A 20,684-nucleotide genomic window follows, 5' to 3' on the forward strand; every position below is an offset into this window, starting at 1 on the left:
GCAAAACCCCGCCGAAGCGGGGTTTTATGATGAAGGGAGTTGACCGTTAAGCCGGGTTCTGTCGTGGACAGTCATTCATCTAGGCCAGCAATCGCTCACTGGCTCAAGCAGCCTACCCGGGTTCAGTACGGGCCGTACCATGTGAACCCCTATTTGGCCTTGCTCCGGGTGGAGTTTACCGTGCCACGAACTGTTGCCAGTCGCGCGGTGCGCTCTTACCGCACCCTTTCACCCTTACCTGATCCCACTTGCGTGAGCCATCGGCGGTTTGCTCTCTGTTGCACTAGTCGTAGGCTTGCGCCTCCCAGGCGTTACCTGGCACCCTGCCCTATGGAGCCCGGACTTTCCTCCCCTCCACCTGTCTCCCCCGAAAGGGACGGCAGTGAAGCGGCGACTGTCTGGTCAACTCCGGCGCGGATAATAGGGCAAATTGTCCTACTTGTCATCCCCCGATTCACCGCTATCGCCTTCTTGCTCCAGCCCATAGCGATAAAGCGCGTTTTTCTTCACGCCGTGAATTTCAGCCGCCAATGCAGCCGCCTTCTTCAGCGGCAGCTCAGCACGCAATAGCGCCAGCGTGCGCAGCGCTTCTGCCGACAGCGCGCTGTCATCAACCTGATGACCTTCCACAATCAGCACCATTTCCCCTTTACGCCGATTCTCATCTTCTTTCACCCAGGACAACAGTTCGCCCACAGGCGCGCCGTGAATCGACTCCCAGGTTTTGGTGATTTCACGCGCGAGCACCACATAGCGCTCGGCCCCCAGTACGTCGCTAATGTCCTGTAGGCTATCCAAAAGACGATGGGTGGATTCGTAAAAAATCAGCGTACGAGGTTCTTCCCCCAAATCGCGTAGCGTATCTTTACGCGCCTTGGTCTTGGCAGGCAGGAAACCTTCGTAGCAAAAGCGATCGGATGCCAGACCGGAGGCGGAGAGCGCCGTTATCGCCGCGCACGCGCCCGGCAGCGGCACCACGCGAACGCCAGCCTCACGGCAGCGCCGAACCAAATGGTAACCTGGATCATTAATCAGCGGCGTACCCGCATCTGAAACCAGCGCGATGCTTTGCCCTGACTGCAATTTAGCCAGTAACACATCCGCTTTTTGTTGTTCATTGTGATCGTGTAATGCGAACAGTCGCGCATTAATCGCAAAATGTTGTAACAGCAGACCGGTATGGCGGGTATCCTCTGCGGCGATCAGATCAACGCTCGCCAATACCGCCAGCGCACGCTGCGTGATGTCGCCCAGATTACCGATTGGCGTAGGGACAATGTAGAGGGTAGATGCAGAAATGTCTGCTTGTTGGTCTTGATTCATTGTTTCATCCGGGTTGCCGATTTAATATTGAGCATCTTTAAAAAAAATCACTGGATACAGTATGCTTCCCTTTCATTTCGTCCGTACCCAGGCAGGGCGTGTTATCCCTGTTTTGTTAGCGGCACTGTTTCTCGCAGGCTGTCCAAGTCACGCCCCGCAGAGCCCACCACCTGCGGTTCAGAGCAAAGCCGACGCCTCATCCGATTATTATCTGCAACAGATGCAGCAAAGTAGCGATAATAACAAGGCTGACTGGCAATTACTTGCTATTCGTTCCCTGTTACAGGAAGGGAAAGCCCCTCAGGCAAGCCAGCAGTTCAACGCGCTGCCAGAAAAATTGAGCGCGGCGCAAAAACAAGAACAGCAGCTACTCAGCGCAGAACTGTCCGTCGTCCAAAACAACATGGATGCCGCCAAGGCAGCACTGAGCCAGCTTGATGTGGGCGCGCTTTCCGATCAGCAGAAACAGCGCTATTACCAGGCGCAGATCAAAACCGCACAAGGGCGCCCTTCCATTGAGCTGCTCCGCGCCTATATCGCTCAAGAGCCGCTGCTGAAAGGCGACGAACATCAGAGCAATCTCGATCAGACCTGGCTGATGTTGACGCAAATGTCACCGCAGGAGTCCAGCTCGCTGTTGATTAATGCGAATGAAAATGTGCTGCAAGGTTGGGTCGATCTGCTCAATAATTATCAGGACAACCGGACTTCTCCCGATCAATTAAAGAGTGCGATTCAGGACTGGCAGACCCGTTACCCGCATCACCCTGCGGCGAAAACGCTGCCTACGCAGTTGAATCAGGTACTCAACTACCAGCAGTCATCGGTGAACAGCATCGCGCTGTTGTTACCACTTAACGGTCAGGCGCAGGTGTTCGCTAATGCCATTCAGCAAGGCTTTAACGCGGCCAAGAACGGTCAGATAGCCACCGTACCCGTATCCGCGCCGACTGCACCTTCAGCGGACGCTGCGCAGGACGGACAGGTAGCCCCATCATCCGATGGTCAGAATGCCCAATCGCCCGCGCCATACAGCAATCAGGCGGCAGCCTCTCCGGCATCCGCACCAGAATCACAGGCAACGAGCGCTGGGCTGTCCAGCTCGCTCCCAGTCAAAGTGTATGACACCTCTTCACAGCCGCTGGCGAATATTCTCACACAGGCACAGCAAGATGGCGCATCGCTGGTCATCGGTCCACTGCTGAAAAATGAAGTGGATCAGTTGGCAAACAGCCAATCACCGCTGAATATTTTGGCATTGAACCAGCCGGAACACGTCGAGAATAGCCCTAAGATCTGTTATTTCGCGCTTTCTCCGGAAGATGAAGCCAGAGACGCCGCAAAATTCATCCATCAGCAGGGTAAACAGCAGCCGCTGGTCTTGGCTCCTCGCGGTGCACTGGGTGACCGTATCGTCAACGCATTTGCTCAGGCCTGGAACCAGCAAAGTGGCACCAGCCCTCTGCAACAGCGCTTTGGCAACACGGCGGAGTTAAAACAGGCTATCAATAGCGGCGCAGGCTTAAGCCTGAGCGGTCAACCAGTTAGCGTGTTACAGCAGGCGCAGCCGGGTACCACCATCGGGGGCTTAACCATTCCGTCACAGGTTCAACCGACGGTCAGTTCATCCGTTAGTGGCAATATCGATGCGGTCTACATCATCGCAACGCCAGACGAACTGGCACTGATTAAGCCGATGATCGACATGCGTACCACCTCACGCGCACGTCCAGCGCTTTATGCCAGCTCACGTAGTTTCCAGGCTGGGTTAGGCCCTGACTTCCGCCTCGAAATGGAAGGTTTGCAGTTCAGCGATATCCCGCTGTTAGCAGGCGCGAACCCAGCACTGATGCAACAGGTCAGCAGCCAGTTTAAAAACGATTACTCGTTAGTCCGCCTGTATGCCATGGGGATGGATGCCTGGACGCTCGCCAGCCACTTTGGTGAAATGCGCCAGATTCCGGGTCACCAGATTCCCGGCGCAACGGGGATGCTAAGTTCAGGGGCGGATTGCACCATCAATCGGCAGTTAACCTGGCAGCAATATCGCCAGGGCCAGTTGGTGCCGGTTCTCTGAACCAGCGAGCCGCTGGCGCAGTTTATGAACAACAGGCTCGGCGTTATCTTGAACGCGCGGGTCTGACCTTCGCCGCCGCAAATGTTACGCTACGCGGCGGTGAGTTGGATTTAATTATGCGTGACCGTCATATCTGGGTGTTTGTTGAAGTACGCTATCGGCGTAACGCTCATTTTGGCGATGCGGCAGCCAGCGTCACCCGACGCAAACAGCAGCGGTTGCTGCACACCGCTGCTGTGTGGTTGGCACAGCGAGGCGCCAGTTTTGACACGGTAGACTGCCGTTTTGACGTGCTGGCCATTACGGGCGATCGCTTCGATTGGATCCCGAACGCCTTTGCCGCACAGGGATAATTCATCCTTATGAATTTTAATTTACGTAGGTTAACTCAACGTGCTGGATAGAATAAAAGTTTGTTTTACCGAGAGTATTCAAACGCAGATTGCAGCGGCAGAAGCCTTGCCAGACGCTATTTCCCGTGGCGCGATTGCGATGGTGCAGTCCCTGCTGAACGGCAACAAAATTCTGTGCTGTGGCAACGGAACATCAGCCGCCAATGCACAGCATTTTGCCGCCAGCATGATTAACCGCTTCGAGGCGGAACGCCCTAGCTTACCGGCTATCGCACTTAATGCGGATAATGTGGTCTTAACTGCGATAGCAAACGACCGCTTGCATGAAGAGGTCTATGCCAAACAAGTTAGAGCATTAGGTCAGACAGGCGACGTATTACTGGCTATTTCAACCCGTGGCAACAGCCGCGATATTGTTAAAGCCGTAGAGTCTGCCGTTACTCGCGACATGACGATTGTCGCTCTGACTGGCTATGATGGCGGAGAACTGGCTGGGCTGCTCGGGCCACAGGATGTAGAGATTCGCATCCCGTCACACCGCAGCGCCCGTATTCAGGAAATGCACATGCTGACAGTAAATTGCCTGTGCGACTTGATTGATAACACACTTTTTCCACACCAGAACGATTGAAGGAGCACTACATGAGGATAAGTTCTGTATTTGCCGTGCTGTCTATCGCCCTGCTGCTACAAGGCTGTGTCGGGGTTGTTGCTGTTGGCAGTGCCGTGGCGACCAAAACAGCCACAGATCCGCGTACTGTTGGCACTCAGGTTGACGATGGTACACTGGAAGTCCGCGTGACGAATGCAATCAGCAAAGACGAGCAACTGAAAAAAGAAGCCCGTATTATTGCGACGGCTTATCAGGGGAAAGTCTTGTTAACAGGACAAGCGCCGAACACAGAAATGGCAAACCGGGCTAAGCAAATTGCCCTCGGCGTGGAAGGTGCAGCCGAAGTCTACAACGAAATACGCCAGGGCACTCCAGTCTCAATGGGAACCGCTTCTATGGATACTTGGATTACCACCAAGGTTCGCTCACAGATTCTGGCAAGCGACACGGTTAAATCCTCTAACGTAAAAGTCACCACGGAAAACGGCGAAGTCTTCCTGTTAGGCTTAGTAACACAGCGTGAAGGCACTTCCGCCGCAGAAATCGCCAGTAAAGTTGGCGGTGTGAAGCACGTAACAACGGCCTTCACCTACCTGCAATAACGCGTTATCTCTTTAATTCGTTTGTCTTTTAAAAAACAAAAACCGCTGATGAAAACATCAGCGGTTTTTTATCTCGATTCGACGGGCGCGTACCGTCGCTCGGTGGAATCAGGGTACAACCGAATTACGGTGTGGCCGGATTCAGCAGCCAGAGCGTGCGGCGGGTTTCAACGCTGATATAGCTCGGTTCTTTATCGCGTTTGCCCACAGCCCCAGTAAGTAATTCCGTAAAACCCGCCTGTTTGATTTGCGTCTGATAACGTGGCGCTTTTACACCTCGCTCCGCCTGTAATAACAGCGGAATAAGGCGGCTGCTTTGTCTGTCCATCGTCTTGCGCGGCCACGTCTTATTTTCATCCAGATACGGTGCCATAAAATCCAGCGCCTTTATCACACTGCTTCCCTTCGGCGTGTGGTATTGCCAAATATTATCCCCAACGCGGGACGCCAGAATAGCCATATCCGTTATCGCCTGAAGGTTGAAGTAGCTGTAATGGAAAGATCGCGTGCGTGCCAGCTCCTCAGGCTGAGAACCATCGGGCTGCAACTGGTGATCCAGTTTTTCCCGCTGCAATTGCGCCATGGATTTCACCACGTCGATTTTGCCCAGATACCAGGCAATGCCCGCCACCTGTACGGTATACCAGCTACCGTGGTTGTTCTGAGCCGTTGCCTCTTTTTTCCCCAGTTTGCTGGTTTGCAGCCAGTGCAAATAATCGCTCATCCATTTCTGCATCTGCTGCTCATCCTGCGTCGTCCAGCTCGGAGCGTGACGCAGCATAATCAGGGAATCGACAATGCGGGTGGAGAAATAGCGTCCGTCCAACACACCCGACCCTCTGCCCAGTGCAATGCCCGGCACGCCTTGCGCGAAATCGAGATTAGGGTTCATGCGCGTAGCGGGGTCGATAAACCAGGTACGGATCATCGAGATGGCCTTATCGGCATAAGCCTGTTTACCAGAGAAATACCACGCCAACGTCAATGCCTGCGTTTGGGCGGTAAATTTTGCCAGTCTAACGCCGTCCGTCTCCTCATCCTTGCTAGCAGGGTTTACCTGCCCATCACGACGAATCCAGGGCAAACCATCAACTTTGTCGGGATCGGGCCACCAGTAGGCGCTGAGGCTCAAATAATCATGCTTTGAACCACTAGGAGGCGTGGATCTTTTTTCCGTCACGCTAGGGTTATCAATTTTCAGTGCACGATCGGCTTCTGAAATGAGCTGCTCGTACGCCATGCGCGTCTGCGGCTTTTCTGTTTTCTGCTCTAGCTGCTGTTTTACCGAGGATAACTGAGGCTGCGGCAAGAAGGCGTAGGGATTATCGGAGGGGGACGTTTTAGGCTCCGCATCCGCACGGGCAACGGAAGCCACACAACACAATGCGACCAGTAAACCTGACCAATAACGTAACCGCATACTTTCTCCTGATGTCGAAAACACGACCGTTAACGCAAAAATTTCTCGGTATAGTAACGAACAATACGGGTTAATTCAGATTGTTAGCCCGCAAAAATGCATCGCCGCCCATCTGACGCATCTGGCGTAAAATCCATTGCTGGCGTTGAATAACATAGCCGGAGGGCGCAGTGGCGCGAAAGCGAATGGGGTTTGGTAACACCGCTGCCAGCAAAGCGGATTCGCTGGCCGTCAGCCTGCTGGCTGGTTTGTTGAAATAACGCTTGGCAGCGGCCTCTACACCAAAGATACCAGGGCCAAATTCGGCGATATTCAGATACACGGTCAGAATCCGCCGTTTTGTCCAGACCAGCTCAATCCCGGTGGTAATTCCCGCTTCAAGCCCCTTACGCACCCAGCTACGCCCGTCCCACAAGAACAGGTTTTTCACCATCTGCTGCGAGAGCGTAGAAGCACCACGAATCCGCTGCGTGTTGCGCTCGTTGTGCTTTAATGCCTGCTCAATCGCATCCAAATCGAAGCCCCAATGATCAGGGAATTTTTGGTCTTCCGCCGCTATTACCGCCAGCGCCATTTCTGGAGCAATCTCCTCCATAGAAACCCAGTCAGAATGGGCAACATAGGAGAATTCGCCTTTCAGCCATGCGCTGATCTGCCTGTCTACCATCACTGCGGAGAAGGGTACGGGCAGGAAAGAGAACAGCAGGATACCAGCCAGCCACGCACCAATGACGACCAACACACTGCGAACAATCAGGCGCTTCAGCCACGTTAGTAAGCCTCCACGCCCTCGGTTCCACCTCATTCGGTGAGATCCAAAACGCGGGCCACGAGCTTATCAATCCCTTTTGCCGCTTCGCTGATGGAGTTAGCCAGCATGTAGGCCGGTGTCGTCACGATTTTATGTTCCGCATCAACTACGATATCATCGACCGGACAAACAACATGGATACCGCCCATCTCTTCGACTGCCTCAGCGGTGTCAATATCGTTACCAATGGTTACGCGAACAGGTTCACCCAAAATCTTCGGCAACAGCGCAGGTGAGATGCAAATAAAACCAATTGGTTTATTTTGCTTATAAATTTCCTGTGTGAGCAATTGCAGAGTTTCATCAATCTGACATGCCGTTCCCTGCATCGCAAAGTCACTTAAATTTTTCGCGGCGCCAAAACCACCCGGCACAATCAGCGCATCTAAATCTTGTGCATTCGCTGTAGAAAGGGGCTGGATTTTTCCTCTGGCGATCCGTGCCGATTCTGCTAAAACGTTGCGATTCTCACCAGTTACGTCACCCGTCAGGTGATTAACTACCTGTAATTGCGGCTTATCTGGTGCAAAGCAAACCGCTTGTGCGCCCGCGCGATCCAGCGCAAGTAACGTCAACACGGCTTCATGAATCTCGGAACCGTCATAAACACCACAGCCACTAAGGACAATGCCGACTCGTTTCATCATCTTTTCCTTCATTTCATTACATCAACTAATTGATTTTTTAATTGACAAACACTAATCTACATCACACATTTTAATGATTCTTGTAACAAACATTTCTACATTTGCTATTTTGTTGCTTGATGAAGATGTACAGTAGTGAGGTTTTAATCACTGTTGTAGATGTACTTAGTAGAGACTAAGCTCTGCTTAGAAACACCGTTACGTTAGAAACATCGTTACGTTAGAAACATAGTTAAGACACGAATATCCGCACTTGCGAGTTTACAAAACCTGAAATCTAAATGCAGGTGCATGTTTTCCCTGGTGTTGGCGCATAATTCGCGCACCCCAGCTTCGGCTGGGGTCATTTTTTTCTACCGTATGAAGGCGTGAAAAACCTCGCATTCCCCGCCCTCTTTACTCGTAAACCCTGTTCAATCTGCCGCCTTTTTGCATGATATCGCATGAGACGAAAAAAATTCCCCAACCGTTTTACTCGCCACGTCCCTGTGGCCGCAACAGAACGTATCAGGATTCTTTTTCCGCTTTTGCCACCCAGTCTCGCAGTACCTGAACGTCGTGACGCCAGTCGTGCTTAAGTTCATCGACCCATTCCTGCACGTTATCCCACCATGCTGGTAACGATGAAGTCTGAATCTGCTGGGCGACCTGCTGCAAATGCCGTAACCCGACGGAACCCGCTGCCCCTTTGATTTTGTGCCCTTCTTCCGTGATGCCTTTCTGGTCACGCGCCGTCATGTTGGAATCCAGAATCGCCAGATAGCTCGGCATCATCTGTTCAAACATCTCCAGGCTCTGATGAATCAATTTCGGCCCCACTAAATCCAGATACTGTTCCAGCATCGGGATATCCAACAGATCTTCTTCTGCTTTTGTCATTTCATCACCTTCCTCCACCGCCAGTTCTTCCGTCCACACCGTGTGAGTATCCCAGAATTGTTTGATGACAGCCGTCAGAGCCGGCACCGATAGCGGTTTGCTGAGCACGTCATCCATACCCGCATCCAAATATTCGCGTTTATCTTTCAGCACGTTCGCCGTCAGCGCCACCAGCGGTGGCAGGCTGCGGTTGCCATAACGCGAACGCAACTGACGCGCGACGTCCAGTCCGGTCATATCCGGCAATTGAATATCGAGCAGCACCAGATCGAACTCATCGGGGTCGAACATATCCAGCGCTTCCTGCCCAGTCATGGCGACATCCACGCTATTGCCCAACTTTTCCAGCACCGAACGCGCGACGACCACGTTCAGTTCGATATCTTCCACCAGCAGGACGTGCAGCGCCGGTAACGGCAAATCATCATCGTCGTCCTGCCCGCTTCCTGCTTCATCGACGCTCGGCGCAATGACCGTCAGGGTAAAGCAGGAACCCTTGCCTTGCGTGCTGGAAACCTGGATATCGCCACCCATGTTCTGCGCCAGACGCTTCGATACGGCAAGACCGATTCCCGTCCCTGTCGCTGGCTTGCCGCCATGCTGGTCTTTGACCTGATAATACATGGCGAAGATTTTTTCCAGCTCATCCGCTGGAATCCCCATCCCAGAATCTTCCACTTCAAAGCGCAGGCGATCGCCTTTTTCATGCCAGACGCGCACCACAATTTCGCCTTTTTTGCCGTTCTCACCTTTCGGCGTGAATTTCACCGCGTTACTAAGGAGGTTCCACAGAATCTGCCGCAAGCGTGTGCCGTCAGTAATGACTTTCTGCGGCAAAGGCTGATGCTGATCCATAATCAGCTTCAGGCCTTTCGGTTCCGCCAGCAGGCCGCCGAGGTTCTCCAGATCCACCAGAAAACCGGTGAAATCGATCGGCTGGTTATCCAGTTGCACCTTGCGGCGCTCCTGTTTGTCCATCTCAATCACGTCGTTAAAGATATTGCCCAGCGTAATCGCGCTGACGTGGATGGTTTTCAGGTATTTTTGCTGTTCAGGATCAAGTTGCGTATCCAGCAGGATGCGACTTAACCCAACAATGCCATTAAGCGGCGTACGAAGCTCGTGGCTGATGGTTGAGATAAAGGTGGTCTTGTCCCTACTGGCGTTCTCTAACGCGTCCTGATAACGCTTACGCTCCGTTATATCGCGTCCAAATCCCATCAACCCGTGACGTTTACCCATCCGGTCATAAAACGGCACCTTGCGCAGCTCAAAACAGGCTTTACGGCCATCGGGATACACCAGCCACTGTTCATAAGTCAGAGAAACGTTGTGGCGGAACACTTTTTCGTCCGTCTCCATCACTTTCTCGGCAATATCGGGGGAGTAAACATCCTGCGGCGTCAGGCCAATAAGTTGCTTCTGGCTTTTGCCCACCAGCAGCTCCATCGCGCGGTTGCAGCCGGAGAATTCTTTATCTTCGTTACGGTAGTAAACCAAATCTGGTGAAGCATCGAGGAACGAACGCAGCAACGCCGACTGTTGCTCCAGCTCAATCTGCGCCTGTTCGCGGCGGGATATCTCGTCTTTGAGTCGGCTCATCACCAGCGCACGCGCGTCTTCGGCTTTGATACGGTCAGCGATTTCCTGATTGAGCTGCGCGATGTTCTCCTGAAGTTGCTCGTTCAGCTCCAGATCCCGATGGCGCATTTCTTCCAGCTTCGCTACCAGCTTCGACAGCCGCTGGCGCGACTCTTCGAGCTGTTCCACCACCACGGAGAGAAAATAAACGGCCCAGGGCGTAATCAACAACCCAAAGAAAATGGAACGGACGACGTCGATGTTCTCGACTTCTCCGCTGAGCAACAGGGTGACGGCCATTTGCACCACCATCGCCAGCAGCACCAACACCGAGGCCAGTAGCAGTGAAAAACGGACAAGCCCCAGTTTTACCATCAAATCAACATAGTATTGCGCCAACAGACGAATTTGCTTCATAGCGATTTCCCTTAGTCACCCACCCGCGCATCATAACGTAAAACGGCGGCTTATACGGTGCTGCCGCACAGATTCAGCCACCAATGCCCTGTGGCACATTACACATCAGCATAGCGATAGGGCGTGCCCAGCGCAGAACCCTGTACGCCATGCGTTTGTAGGTAGCGATCCAGTTCTACCATGCCCGTCCAGCGATTTTCACACCAGAGCGGGGCAAGCAGGGTGGGCCGGCGCGCGCTGGCGGAGATGCGATGATAGATCACCTCCGGCGGTGTATGGCGAATCATCTCTCCCGCCGTCTCCACGTAGCGCTCCAACGCCAGCTCGGGTAGCCTTCCCGCTCGCCAAGCTTTCGCCATCGTGCTGCCTTCCACGATATGGAGCGGATGCAGCTTAATGCCCTCCACGCCGGTCTCAACCACCTGCTCCAGCGTCGATAAGCAGCGCTGGGCGTCTTCTCCCGGTAAACCGACAATCAGATGGCTACACACCTTCAGACCGCGCGCACGTGCGCGGCGGGTGGTTTCCTGATAGCAGGCGAAGTCATGTCCGCGATTAATCCGGTGCAACGTTTTATTACACGCGCTTTGCAACCCCAGTTCGAGCCAGACCTCATAGCCCTGTTCGTGATAGCGAGACAATAAATCCAGCACCGCATCAGGCACACAGTCGGGGCGCGTGCCCACGCAAAGCCCCACCATTTCGGCCTGTTTCAGCGCTTCCTGATACATGCTTTCCAACACCTGAACCTCAGCATAGGTACTGGTATACGCCTGGAAATACGCCAGATAGCGTTTGGCACGGTTCACCTTTCCCGCCTGCGTTTCCAACTGCTGCGCGATGCTGCGTTGCTGCATCTGTTCATCGGCAAATGAAGCTACATTGCAGAACGTACAGCCGCCTCGCCCCAGCGTGCCATCGCGGTTTGGGCAATTAAACCCGCCGTGCAGCGTCAATTTGTGGATCTTCTCGCCATAGCGACGCTGAAGATTTCCGCCAAACATATTGATTAATTTTTGCAATTGCATATTCTAGCCTGCTCCCTTGAGGAACAGCAGACTACCTTTCTCTTGCCCCCTTCGCGATGACCGCGATCAATCACACACACCCCAACGAAATGCATTTTTATTCGCTTTTAGTGAAAATAAACTCACGTCGGTGCTAATTAATTTTTCTTATCCTCTATGTGCGCTTGATGAAAAGATGAAGCAATACTTAAAAATAGTTTCATGAAATCTAAAAGTAACCATATTCAGCATAATATGCTACAACGAAGAAATAATGCAGCATGGATAAGGGTTCTCGCGCTTTTGTATAGTGATACAGCTCACACTTCAATTAAACGACATAGTCATTTACCGAGATAGTTTTTCTAAAAAAATCATTATCTTTCATAGGTATAATTAAAAATTATCGTTTATCAGTACATTTTGCACAGGTATTTGACCTGAACAGGCTTTCTCGCTAATTTGGAAATCCGCTGGAAGCTTTCCTGACGGGTCCATGATTCGTCATATTTATGCAGTAAATGAAGACTCCCTCTAAAAACAAGTCATTTACCACTTGTGAGACCGTCACGAGAGGCCGAAGAAGAGAGCGTAATACTAGCCGCTCGACGCCACGGTGCTTTCTCGCAGTAGGTTGTGAGAGTCACACAGAGCCTGGGGAGGTTCACTAATATGTTGTACGATGCATCCCAAGAGAGAGATAACTGTGGTTTCGGATTAATCGCCCATATAGAAGGTGAGCCGAGCCACAAAGTAGTGCGTACCGCGATTCACGCGCTCGCACGTATGCAGCACCGTGGCGCAATCCTTGCTGACGGCAAGACTGGCGACGGCTGCGGTTTATTACTTCAGAAGCCCGATCGCTTCTTTCGTCTGGTGGCGGAAGAGCACGGCTGGCGTTTAGCCAAAAACTACGCCGTTGGCATGATGTTTCTCAATCAGGACGAAGATCTGGCTCGCGCCACCCGTCGGATTGTAGAAGAAGAGTTGCAGAACGAAACGCTGTCCGTATTAGGCTGGCGTGAAGTGCCGACCAATCCAGACGTCCTAGGGGAAATCGCCCTGTCGTCCATGCCGCGTATTGAGCAAATTTTCGTTAACGCCCCCGCTGGCTGGCGTCAACGTGATATGGAACGCCGTCTATTCATGGCGCGTCGCCGTATCGAAAAGCGTATCGAGGACAAAGAGTTCTACGTTTGTAGCTTCTCTAATTTGGTCACAATCTACAAAGGTCTGTGTATGCCGGCAGATCTGCCGCGCTTCTACCTCGATCTGGCCGATCTGCGTCTGGAATCTTCGATCTGTCTGTTCCACCAACGTTTCTCAACCAATACCGTACCCCGTTGGCCGCTGGCGCAGCCGTTCCGCTATCTGGCGCACAACGGCGAAATCAACACCATTGCCGGTAACCGCCAGTGGGCACGCGCGCGTGCTTACAAGTTCAAAACGCCGCTGATCCCAGATTTGCAGGATGCCGCGCCGTTCGTCAACGAAACCGGCTCTGACTCCAGCTCGCTGGATAACATGCTGGAACTGTTCCTGAGCGGCGGGATGGATATCATCCGCGCCATGCGCCTGCTGGTTCCGCCAGCCTGGCAGAACAACCCAGATATGGATCCGGAACTGCGCGCCTTCTTCGACTTTAACTCCATGCACATGGAGCCGTGGGATGGCCCTGCCGGTATCGTCATGTCCGACGGGCGCTATGCCGCCTGTAACCTGGATCGTAACGGCCTGCGCCCTGCGCGCTACGTCATCACCAAAGACAAGCTGATCACCTGCGCGTCTGAAGTCGGTATCTGGGATTATCAGCCGGATGAAGTGGTTGAAAAAGGCCGCGTTGGTCCGGGTGAACTGATGGTCATCGACACCCGCAGTGGCCGTATCCTGCACTCTGCTGAAACCGATGACGATCTGAAAAGCCGCCACCCTTACAAAGAGTGGATGGAGAAAAACGTTAAGCGTCTGGTGCCGTTTGAAGAGTTGCCAGACGATCAGGTCGGTAGCCGTGAATTCGACGATGAGCTGCTGGAGACCTTCCAGAAACAGTACGGTTACAGCAGCGAAGAGCTGGATCAGGTCATCCGCGTGCTGGGTGAGAACGGTCAGGAAGCTACGGGTTCGATGGGCGATGACACGCCGTTCGCCGTGCTGTCCAGCCGTCCACGCATCATTTATGACTACTTCCGTCAGCAGTTCGCGCAGGTAACCAACCCGCCGATCGACCCGCTGCGTGAAGCCCATGTGATGTCGCTCGCGACCAGCATTGGTCGTGAAATGAACGTGTTCTGTGAGGCGGAAGGTCAGGCTCACCGTCTGAGCTTTAAATCGCCGATCCTGCTTTACTCCGACTTCACACAGCTGACATCGCAGGATGAGCTGCACTATCGTGCTGTTATCTTGGATCTGACGTTTGATCCGTCGCAGCAATCGTTGCAACAGACGATCGAGAAGCTGTGTGACGAAGCAGAAAGCAAAGTCAGAGACGGTGCCGTTCTTTTGGTGCTCTCTGACCGCGGCATTAGCGAATCACGCTTGCCTGTCCCTGCGCCAATGGCCGTCGGTGCCGTTCAGCGCCGTCTGGTCGAAAAGAGCCTGCGTTGTGATGCCAACATCATTGTCGAAACTGCCAGCGCACGCGATCCGCACCACTTTGCCGTGCTGTTAGGTTTTGGTGCGACAGCGATCTACCCGTACCTCGCTTACGAAACGCTAGCGCGGATGGTGGATAACCGCACCATCGACAAACCTTATCGTGCCGTGATGTTGAACTACCGTAACGGCATCAATAAAGGCCTGTACAAGATTATGTCCAAAATGGGCATATCGACGATTGCGTCTTACCGCTGCTCCAAGCTGTTTGAAGCCGTGGGCCTGCACAAAGATGTATCGACGCAATGCTTCCTAGGCGTCGTCAGCCGCATTGGCGGGGCAAACTACAGCGACTTCGAACAGGATCTGCTGAACCTGTCCAAGCGCGCCTGGCTGAAACGCAAAACGCTGGAACAGGGCGGCCTGCTGAAATTTGTTCACGGCGGCGAATACCATGCTTACAACCCAGATGTTGTCACCACGCTGCAAACGGCGGTGAAAACGGGGGAATACAGCGATTACGAACAATACGCCAAGCTGGTTAACGAGCGTCCGGCGGCTACACTACGTGACCTGCTGGCGCTGAAGCCACAGGAAGGCGCAGCCATCGCGATCGACGACGTTGAACCTGCATCTGAAATGTTCAAACGCTTCGATACCGCAGCCATGTCTATCGGCGCACTGAGCCCTGAAGCTCATGAGTCGCTGGCTGAGGCGATGAACGGACTGGGCGGCTTCTCCAACTCCGGTGAAGGCGGCGAAGACCCCGCGCGTTACGGTACCAATAAAGTGTCCCGTATCAAGCAGGTTGCCTCTGGTCGCTTTGGTGTGACGCCAGCCTATCTGGTTAACGCCGATGTGATTCAGATTAAAGTGGCGCAGGGCGCGAAGCCGGGCGAAGGCGGTCAGTTACCGGGAGATAAAGTCACACCGTACATTGCCCGTCTGCGCTATTCCGTGCCAGGCGTGACGCTGATTTCACCACCACCGCACCACGATATTTACTCTATCGAAGATCTGGCACAGCTGATTTTCGATCTGAAGCAGGTCAACCCGAAAGCGATGATTTCGGTAAAACTGGTGTCCGAACCGGGCGTCGGAACGATCGCTACAGGTGTTGCCAAGGCGTATGCCGACCTGATTACCATCGCTGGTTACGACGGCGGTACCGGTGCCAGCCCATTGTCTTCCGTGAAATACGCGGGCTGCCCGTGGGAACTGGGTCTGGTAGAAACACAGCAAGCTTTAGTATCCAACGGTTTGCGCCACAAAATCCGCCTTCAAGTGGACGGTGGCCTGAAAACCGGTCTGGATATCGTCAAAGCAGCGATTCTGGGTGCGGAAAGCTTCGGCTTCGGTACCGGGCCAATGGTCGCGCTGGGCTGTAAATACCTGCGTATCTGCCACCTGAATAACTGTGCGACCGGCGTTGCCACGCAGGATGAGAAGCTGCGCCGCGATCACTACCACGGTCTGCCTGAGCGTGTGACCAACTACTTCCAGTTCATCGCACACGAAACTCGCGTGCTGATGGCAGAGCTGGGCGTCAGCCGTCTGGTCGATCTGATTGGTCGTACCGATTTGCTGGTTGAACTGGACGGTTTCAGCGCGAAACAGAATAAGCTGGATCTGTCGCCGCTGCTGCACGCTGCACAGCCTCAGCCGGGCAAAGCGCTGTACTGCACGGAAAGCAACCTGTCGTTCGATAAGGGCTTGCTGAACAAAGAGCTGCTGGCACAGGCACAGCCGCACATCGATTCGAAACAGGGCAAAGCGCTCTACTTCGATATCCGCAACACCGATCGCTCCGTCGGCGCGACGCTGTCCGGTGCGATTGCCGAGAAACATGGCGATCAAGGGCTGGCTGGCGATCCGATCAAAGCCTACTTCTCTGGTACCGCAGGGCAGAGCTTTGGCGTCTGGAACGCCGGCGGCGTGGAACTGAAATTAACCGGCGATGCCAATGACTACGTGGGCAAAGGCATGGCGGGTGGCAGCATCTCCGTGCGTCCTCCGGTGGGTTCCGCCTTCCGCAGCCACGAAGCCAGCATCATCGGTAACACCTGTCTCTACGGTGCGACTGGCGGTAAGCTGTTTGCCGCAGGCCGTGCGGGTGAACGTTTCGCCGTACGTAACTCCGGCTGTATCACCGTGGTAGAAGGCATCGGCGATAATGGCTGTGAATACATGACGGGCGGTATCGTCTGCGTACTGGGTCGTACCGGCGTGAACTTTGGCGCAGGCATGACCGGCGGGTTCGCCTACGTGCTGGATGAAGACGGTGAATTCCGCAAACGTGTTAACCCAGAACTGGTGGAAGTGCTGGATGTGGAAGAGCTGGCTATTCACGAAGAGCATCTGCGTGGCCTGATCACCGAGCACGTACAGAATACCGGTTCACACCGCGGAGAAGAGATCCTCGCTAACTGGCCGACCTGGGCACCGAAGTTTGCTCTGGTGAAACCGAAGTCAAGTGATGTGAAGGCATTGTTGGGTCACCGTAGTCGTTCCGCAGCCGAGCTGCGGGTTCAGGCGCAGTAAGAGGTCATCATGAGTCAGAATGTTTACCAGTTTATCGACTTACAGCGCGTTGATCCGCCCAAGAAACCGCTAAAGATTCGTAAAATTGAATTTGTTGAGATCTACGAACCGTTCTCAGAAAGTCAGTCCAAAGCTCAGGCAGATCGCTGCCTGTCCTGCGGTAACCCTTACTGTGAGTGGAAATGTCCGGTACATAACTACATTCCGAACTGGCTGAAGCTGGCGAACGAAGGCCGCATTATCGAAGCGGCTGAGTTATCGCACCAAACCAACAGCCTGCCGGAAGTCTGCGGTCGCGTGTGCCCGCAGGATCGTCTGTGTGAAGGTTCCTGTACGCTGAATGATGAGTTCGGCGCGGTCACCATCGGCAACATCGAGCGCTACATCAATGATAAAGCGATCGAGATGGGTTGGAAGCCAAGCGTTGCCAACGTCAAACCGACCGGCAAGCGCGTCGCCATCATTGGTGCTGGCCCGGCAGGGCTGGCCTGTGCCGACGTGCTGGCACGCAATGGCGTACAGGCCGTCGTTTTCGATCGTCATCCAGAGATCGGTGGCCTGCTGACCTTCGGTATCCCCTCTTTCAAGCTGGAAAAAGAGGTGATGGTGAAACGTCGTGAGATTTTCACCGAGATGGGCATCGAATTCCGCCTGAACACCGAAGTCGGCAAAGATGTGCAGATGAAAGCGCTGCTGGACGAATACGATGCCGTCTTCCTCGGCGTCGGCACCTATCAGTCTATGCGTGGCGGATTGGACAATGAAGACGCTCAGGGTGTCTACGATGCGCTGCCGTTCCTGATCGCCAACACCAAGCAGTTGATGGGCTTTGAAGCAGCAGTAGACGAGCCTTACGTCAGCATGCAAGGGAAACGCGTAGTGGTGCTGGGCGGTGGTGACACCGCAATGGACTGCGTGCGCACCTCAATTCGTCAGGGTTCAACGCACGTGACCTGTGCCTATCGTCGCGATGAAGAGAACATGCCGGGTTCCAAACGCGAAGTGAAAAACGCGCGTGAAGAAGGCGTCGAGTTCAAATTCAACCTGCAACCGTTAAGCGTCGAGATCAACGGCGCTGGCAAAGTGTGCGGTGTGAAAATGGCGCGTACTGCACTGGGTGCACCAGATGCCAACGGGCGTCGCCGTCCTGAAATCGTAGAGGGTTCCGAACACGTTCTGGAAGCCGATGCGGTCATCATGGCGTTCGGCTTCCGTCCGCACAAAATGGCGTGGCTGGCAGAACATGACGTCAAACTGGACGATCAAGGTCGCATTGTCGCACCAGAAAGCTGTGATAACGCCTTCCAGACCAGTAACCCGAAAATTTTTGCGGGCGGCGATGCGGTACGTGGTTCCGATCTGGTGGTCACCGCCATCGCAGAAGGCCGTAAAGCCGCTGATGGCATCATGAACTATCTGGAAGTGTAAAAACGTGGAAGTGTAAAAACGACCCACTTCTCTTAAGGGCAGCGCTGGCTGCCCTTTTCTTTTTCCGTCGTTACCCGAAATTTCGGTTAGCGGTCGATGGCAATCAGCTCTATATCTCTATACGGAACATCACACCAGAAAGTCCAATAAAACCTTTATATTTTCACTTCTCTCTAAAGAATTTTTCGTAATAAATCCCGCAATATCACGCTAAAGACCTATACTTAACTACGGCATTTACTTGTCTTTATTGAGATTGGATTTCATTAAGGAGGAAGGAACTATGACTGTCGAAGTGGCCCTTGTAACAGGAGCCGGTCAAGGTATTGGCCGTGCGATTGCTCTTAGATTGGCGCAAGACGGCTTTGCCGTCGCCGTCGTGGACTATAACCAAGAAACCGCACACAGCGTGGCGCAGGAAATCGAAAAATCCGGCGGGCAGGCCATCGCACTACAGGCGGACGTCGCGGATCGTGAAGCGGTTTTCGCCGCTGTCGCAGAAACCAAAAAGCGCTTTGGTGACTTTAACGTCATCGTCAATAACGCCGGCGTTGCCCCCTCAACCCTGATTGAAGACATCACGCCGGAAGTCATCGATCGCGTGTATAACATCAACGTCAAAGGCGTTATCTGGGGTATTCAGGCAGCGCTCAACGCCTTTAAATCTCTGGGGCACGGCGGAAAAATCATCAACGCCTGCTCGCAGGCTGGACATGTGGGCAACCCTGAGCTCGCCGTCTACAGCTCAAGTAAATTTGCGGTGCGCGGCCTGACACAAACAGCCGCACGTGATTTAGCGCCGCTGGGCATCACCGTCAACGGCTACTGTCCGGGTATCGTAAAAACGCCAATGTGGGATGAAATCGATCGGAAGATCTCCGAATCCGCAGGGAAGCCGCGTGGCTATGCGACAGAAGAATTCGCCAAACGCATTACGCTGGGTCGCCTTTCCGAACCAGAAGATGTCGCGGCCTGCGTCTCCTATCTGGCCAGCCACGACTCCGACTATATGACGGGACAATCGCTATTGATTGATGGCGGAATGGTGTTCAGTTAATAATTATTTAGCTAATAAGTGGTTATCTAACAAGTAGTTATATAACAATTGGTTATATAACAACAGGAATAGAAAAGGGCACCGCAGTGGTGCCCTTGAAAATGAATTATTTCACCACCCGCAGCGACGGTCTGCCACCTTTAGGCGGCTGTGGTGGTTCATCATCAGAACCGGGGCCATCGTCAGGGGCTTCAGAATCAGGCGGACCCTCGACAATCGACATCACCGCTCCTGAAGAGGAAGCGCCTTCCTGGAAGTCATCAAATTCACCTGCGGATTCTTCATAAGCAGGTTCAGGCTCAAACATCGTTCCAGCCCCGTTCTCACGCGCATAAATCGCCATGACGGCCGCCATCGGCACGTAGACTTGGCGCGGTACGCCGCCAAAACGGGCATTGAAACGAACGCTGTCATCAGCTAACTCAAGGCCGCCAACAGCGCGCGGTGCGATATTCAGCACGATCTGGCCGTCACGGGCGAACTCCATCGGCACCATAACACTCGGCAGAGTGACATCTACCACCAGATGCGGCGTTAATTGGTTATCCAGCAACCAATCATAAAAAGCCCGTAATAAATACGGACGACGCGGAGACAGTTGAGACAACGCCATACAGTTTAACCTCGGGTTTGCAAACGCATTTCACGTTCCACTTCCGTCAGGGAAGCCAGGAACGCATCACGCTCAAAGACGCGAGTCATGTAGCCTTTCAGCTCTTTCGCGCCCGAACCACTCAGTTCAATGCCTAACTGCGGCAAACGCCACAGCAGCGGAGCCAAATAGCAATCCACCAGGCTGAACTCTTCGCTCATGAAATAAGGCGCTTCATTGAACACCGGGGCAATGGCCAGCAGCTCTTCACGCAGTTGCTTACGTGCTGCGTCTGCTTCCTGCGCACTGCCATGAGTAATTTTCTTCAGTAAAGAATACCAGTCGCTCTCAATGCGATGCATCATCAGGCGGCTGTTACCGCGCGCCACTGGATAAACAGGCATTAATGGCGGATGGGGAAAACGTTCATCCAGGTACTCCATGATAATGCGTGATTCATAGAGCGTCAGTTCGCGATCGACCAGCGTCGGCACGGAACCGTAAGGATTGAGGTCAATAAGATCCTGAGGCAGATTATCCATGTCTACCTGCTCAATCTCGACACTCACACCTTTTTCCGCCAATACGATGCGCACCTGATGGCTAAAAATGTCGGATGGACCAGAAAACAGCGTCATTACCGAACGTTTGTTGGCAGCGACAGCCATGAAAACCTCCAAGTTTATCGAGAAAATATGGCGAATAACCGCGCAGTCAATAACCTGCAAACCGCTATTCGAAATT

Annotated in this window: 15 protein-coding genes and 1 other RNA gene; 7 read left to right on the plus strand and 9 right to left on the minus strand. The window is 53.5% G+C overall.

All coding sequences use genetic code 11. The features are described 5' to 3' along the window. Nucleotides 1-31: 31 nt before the first annotated feature. Both rnpB and rsmI read right to left on the minus strand, forming a co-directional pair. Nucleotides 32-410, minus strand: an RNA gene (gene rnpB, locus H0247_RS16805) — RNase P RNA component class A. A 25-nt stretch (nt 411-435) separates the two neighbouring features. Continuing rightward, nucleotides 436-1,323 (minus strand): 16S rRNA (cytidine(1402)-2'-O)-methyltransferase, encoded by an 888-nt coding sequence (rsmI, locus tag H0247_RS16810; RefSeq protein WP_180743563.1) that lies wholly within the window; start codon nt 1,321-1,323, stop codon nt 436-438. 61 nt (nt 1,324-1,384) lie between these two features. Here rsmI and H0247_RS16815 point away from each other — a divergent pair, with 61 nt between their 5' ends. Genes H0247_RS16815 through dolP form a run of 4 tightly spaced genes read left to right on the plus strand, consistent with a single transcriptional unit; the run spans nt 1,385 to nt 4,968 of the window. Continuing rightward, complete coding sequence (locus H0247_RS16815) at nt 1,385-3,400, plus strand: penicillin-binding protein activator (RefSeq protein ID WP_180743564.1); 2,016 nt, start codon at nt 1,385-1,387, stop codon at nt 3,398-3,400. Further along, a complete protein-coding gene (locus H0247_RS16820; RefSeq protein WP_180743626.1) occupies nt 3,397-3,753 on the plus strand; it encodes a YraN family protein in 357 nt (118 codons plus the stop codon). The genes H0247_RS16815 and H0247_RS16820 overlap by 4 nt, the downstream gene beginning before the upstream one ends. A gap of 40 nt (nt 3,754-3,793) precedes the next feature. Next, nucleotides 3,794-4,384, plus strand: a complete 591-nt coding sequence (gene diaA / locus H0247_RS16825; RefSeq protein ID WP_180743565.1) for a DnaA initiator-associating protein DiaA — start codon at nt 3,794-3,796, stop codon at nt 4,382-4,384. Between the two features lie 11 nt (nt 4,385-4,395). Further along, nucleotides 4,396-4,968 carry a division/outer membrane stress-associated lipid-binding lipoprotein gene (gene dolP, locus H0247_RS16830; RefSeq protein ID WP_180743566.1) on the plus strand — a complete coding sequence of 191 codons (573 nt, stop codon included), beginning with the start codon at nt 4,396-4,398 and terminating at the stop codon, nt 4,966-4,968. 124 nt (nt 4,969-5,092) lie between these two features. On the opposite strand, the gene H0247_RS16835 is transcribed toward dolP, so the two are convergent. From H0247_RS16835 to H0247_RS16855, 5 genes are all read right to left on the minus strand, one after another. Next, nucleotides 5,093-6,388 carry an alginate lyase family protein gene (locus H0247_RS16835; RefSeq protein ID WP_180743567.1) on the minus strand — a complete coding sequence of 432 codons (1,296 nt, stop codon included), beginning with the start codon at nt 6,386-6,388 and terminating at the stop codon, nt 5,093-5,095. 70 nt (nt 6,389-6,458) lie between these two features. Beyond that, on the minus strand, nt 6,459-7,193 hold the full coding sequence (gene mtgA / locus H0247_RS16840; protein WP_180743568.1) for a monofunctional biosynthetic peptidoglycan transglycosylase: 735 nt from the start codon (nt 7,191-7,193) through the stop codon (nt 6,459-6,461). After that, the gene (gene elbB, locus H0247_RS16845; RefSeq protein WP_180743627.1) at nt 7,190-7,843 is read right to left on the minus strand and encodes an isoprenoid biosynthesis glyoxalase ElbB; all 654 of its coding nucleotides are present in this window, start codon (nt 7,841-7,843) and stop codon (nt 7,190-7,192) included. The genes mtgA and elbB overlap by 4 nt, the downstream gene beginning before the upstream one ends. A gap of 510 nt (nt 7,844-8,353) precedes the next feature. After that, the gene (arcB, locus tag H0247_RS16850) at nt 8,354-10,723 is read right to left on the minus strand and encodes an aerobic respiration two-component sensor histidine kinase ArcB (RefSeq protein ID WP_180743569.1); all 2,370 of its coding nucleotides are present in this window, start codon (nt 10,721-10,723) and stop codon (nt 8,354-8,356) included. 98 nt (nt 10,724-10,821) lie between these two features. After that, nucleotides 10,822-11,751: a TIGR01212 family radical SAM protein gene (locus H0247_RS16855; RefSeq protein WP_180743570.1), complete on the minus strand. Its 930-nt coding sequence runs from the start codon at nt 11,749-11,751 to the stop codon at nt 10,822-10,824. Nucleotides 11,752-12,402: 651 nt separating this feature from the next. Between H0247_RS16855 and gltB the strand changes: the two genes are divergently transcribed. From gltB to H0247_RS16870, 3 genes are all read left to right on the plus strand, one after another. Then, nucleotides 12,403-16,863 carry a glutamate synthase large subunit gene (gene gltB / locus H0247_RS16860; protein ID WP_180743571.1) on the plus strand — a complete coding sequence of 1,487 codons (4,461 nt, stop codon included), beginning with the start codon at nt 12,403-12,405 and terminating at the stop codon, nt 16,861-16,863. A gap of 9 nt (nt 16,864-16,872) precedes the next feature. Then, the gene (locus tag H0247_RS16865) at nt 16,873-18,291 is read left to right on the plus strand and encodes a glutamate synthase small subunit (protein WP_180743572.1); all 1,419 of its coding nucleotides are present in this window, start codon (nt 16,873-16,875) and stop codon (nt 18,289-18,291) included. Between the two features lie 283 nt (nt 18,292-18,574). Further along, complete coding sequence (locus H0247_RS16870) at nt 18,575-19,348, plus strand: (S)-acetoin forming diacetyl reductase (RefSeq protein ID WP_180743573.1); 774 nt, start codon at nt 18,575-18,577, stop codon at nt 19,346-19,348. A 106-nt stretch (nt 19,349-19,454) separates the two neighbouring features. On the opposite strand, the gene sspB is transcribed toward H0247_RS16870, so the two are convergent. Both sspB and sspA read right to left on the minus strand, forming a co-directional pair. Next, nucleotides 19,455-19,961 carry a ClpXP protease specificity-enhancing factor gene (gene sspB / locus H0247_RS16875; protein WP_180743574.1) on the minus strand — a complete coding sequence of 169 codons (507 nt, stop codon included), beginning with the start codon at nt 19,959-19,961 and terminating at the stop codon, nt 19,455-19,457. Between the two features lie 5 nt (nt 19,962-19,966). Continuing rightward, a complete protein-coding gene (gene sspA / locus H0247_RS16880) occupies nt 19,967-20,608 on the minus strand; it encodes a stringent starvation protein SspA (protein WP_005975503.1) in 642 nt (213 codons plus the stop codon). Between the last annotated feature and the right edge of the window lie 76 nt (nt 20,609-20,684).

This window comes from Pectobacterium sp. CFBP8739 (assembly GCF_013449375.1).
Taxonomy (GTDB): Bacteria; Pseudomonadota; Gammaproteobacteria; order Enterobacterales; family Enterobacteriaceae; genus Pectobacterium.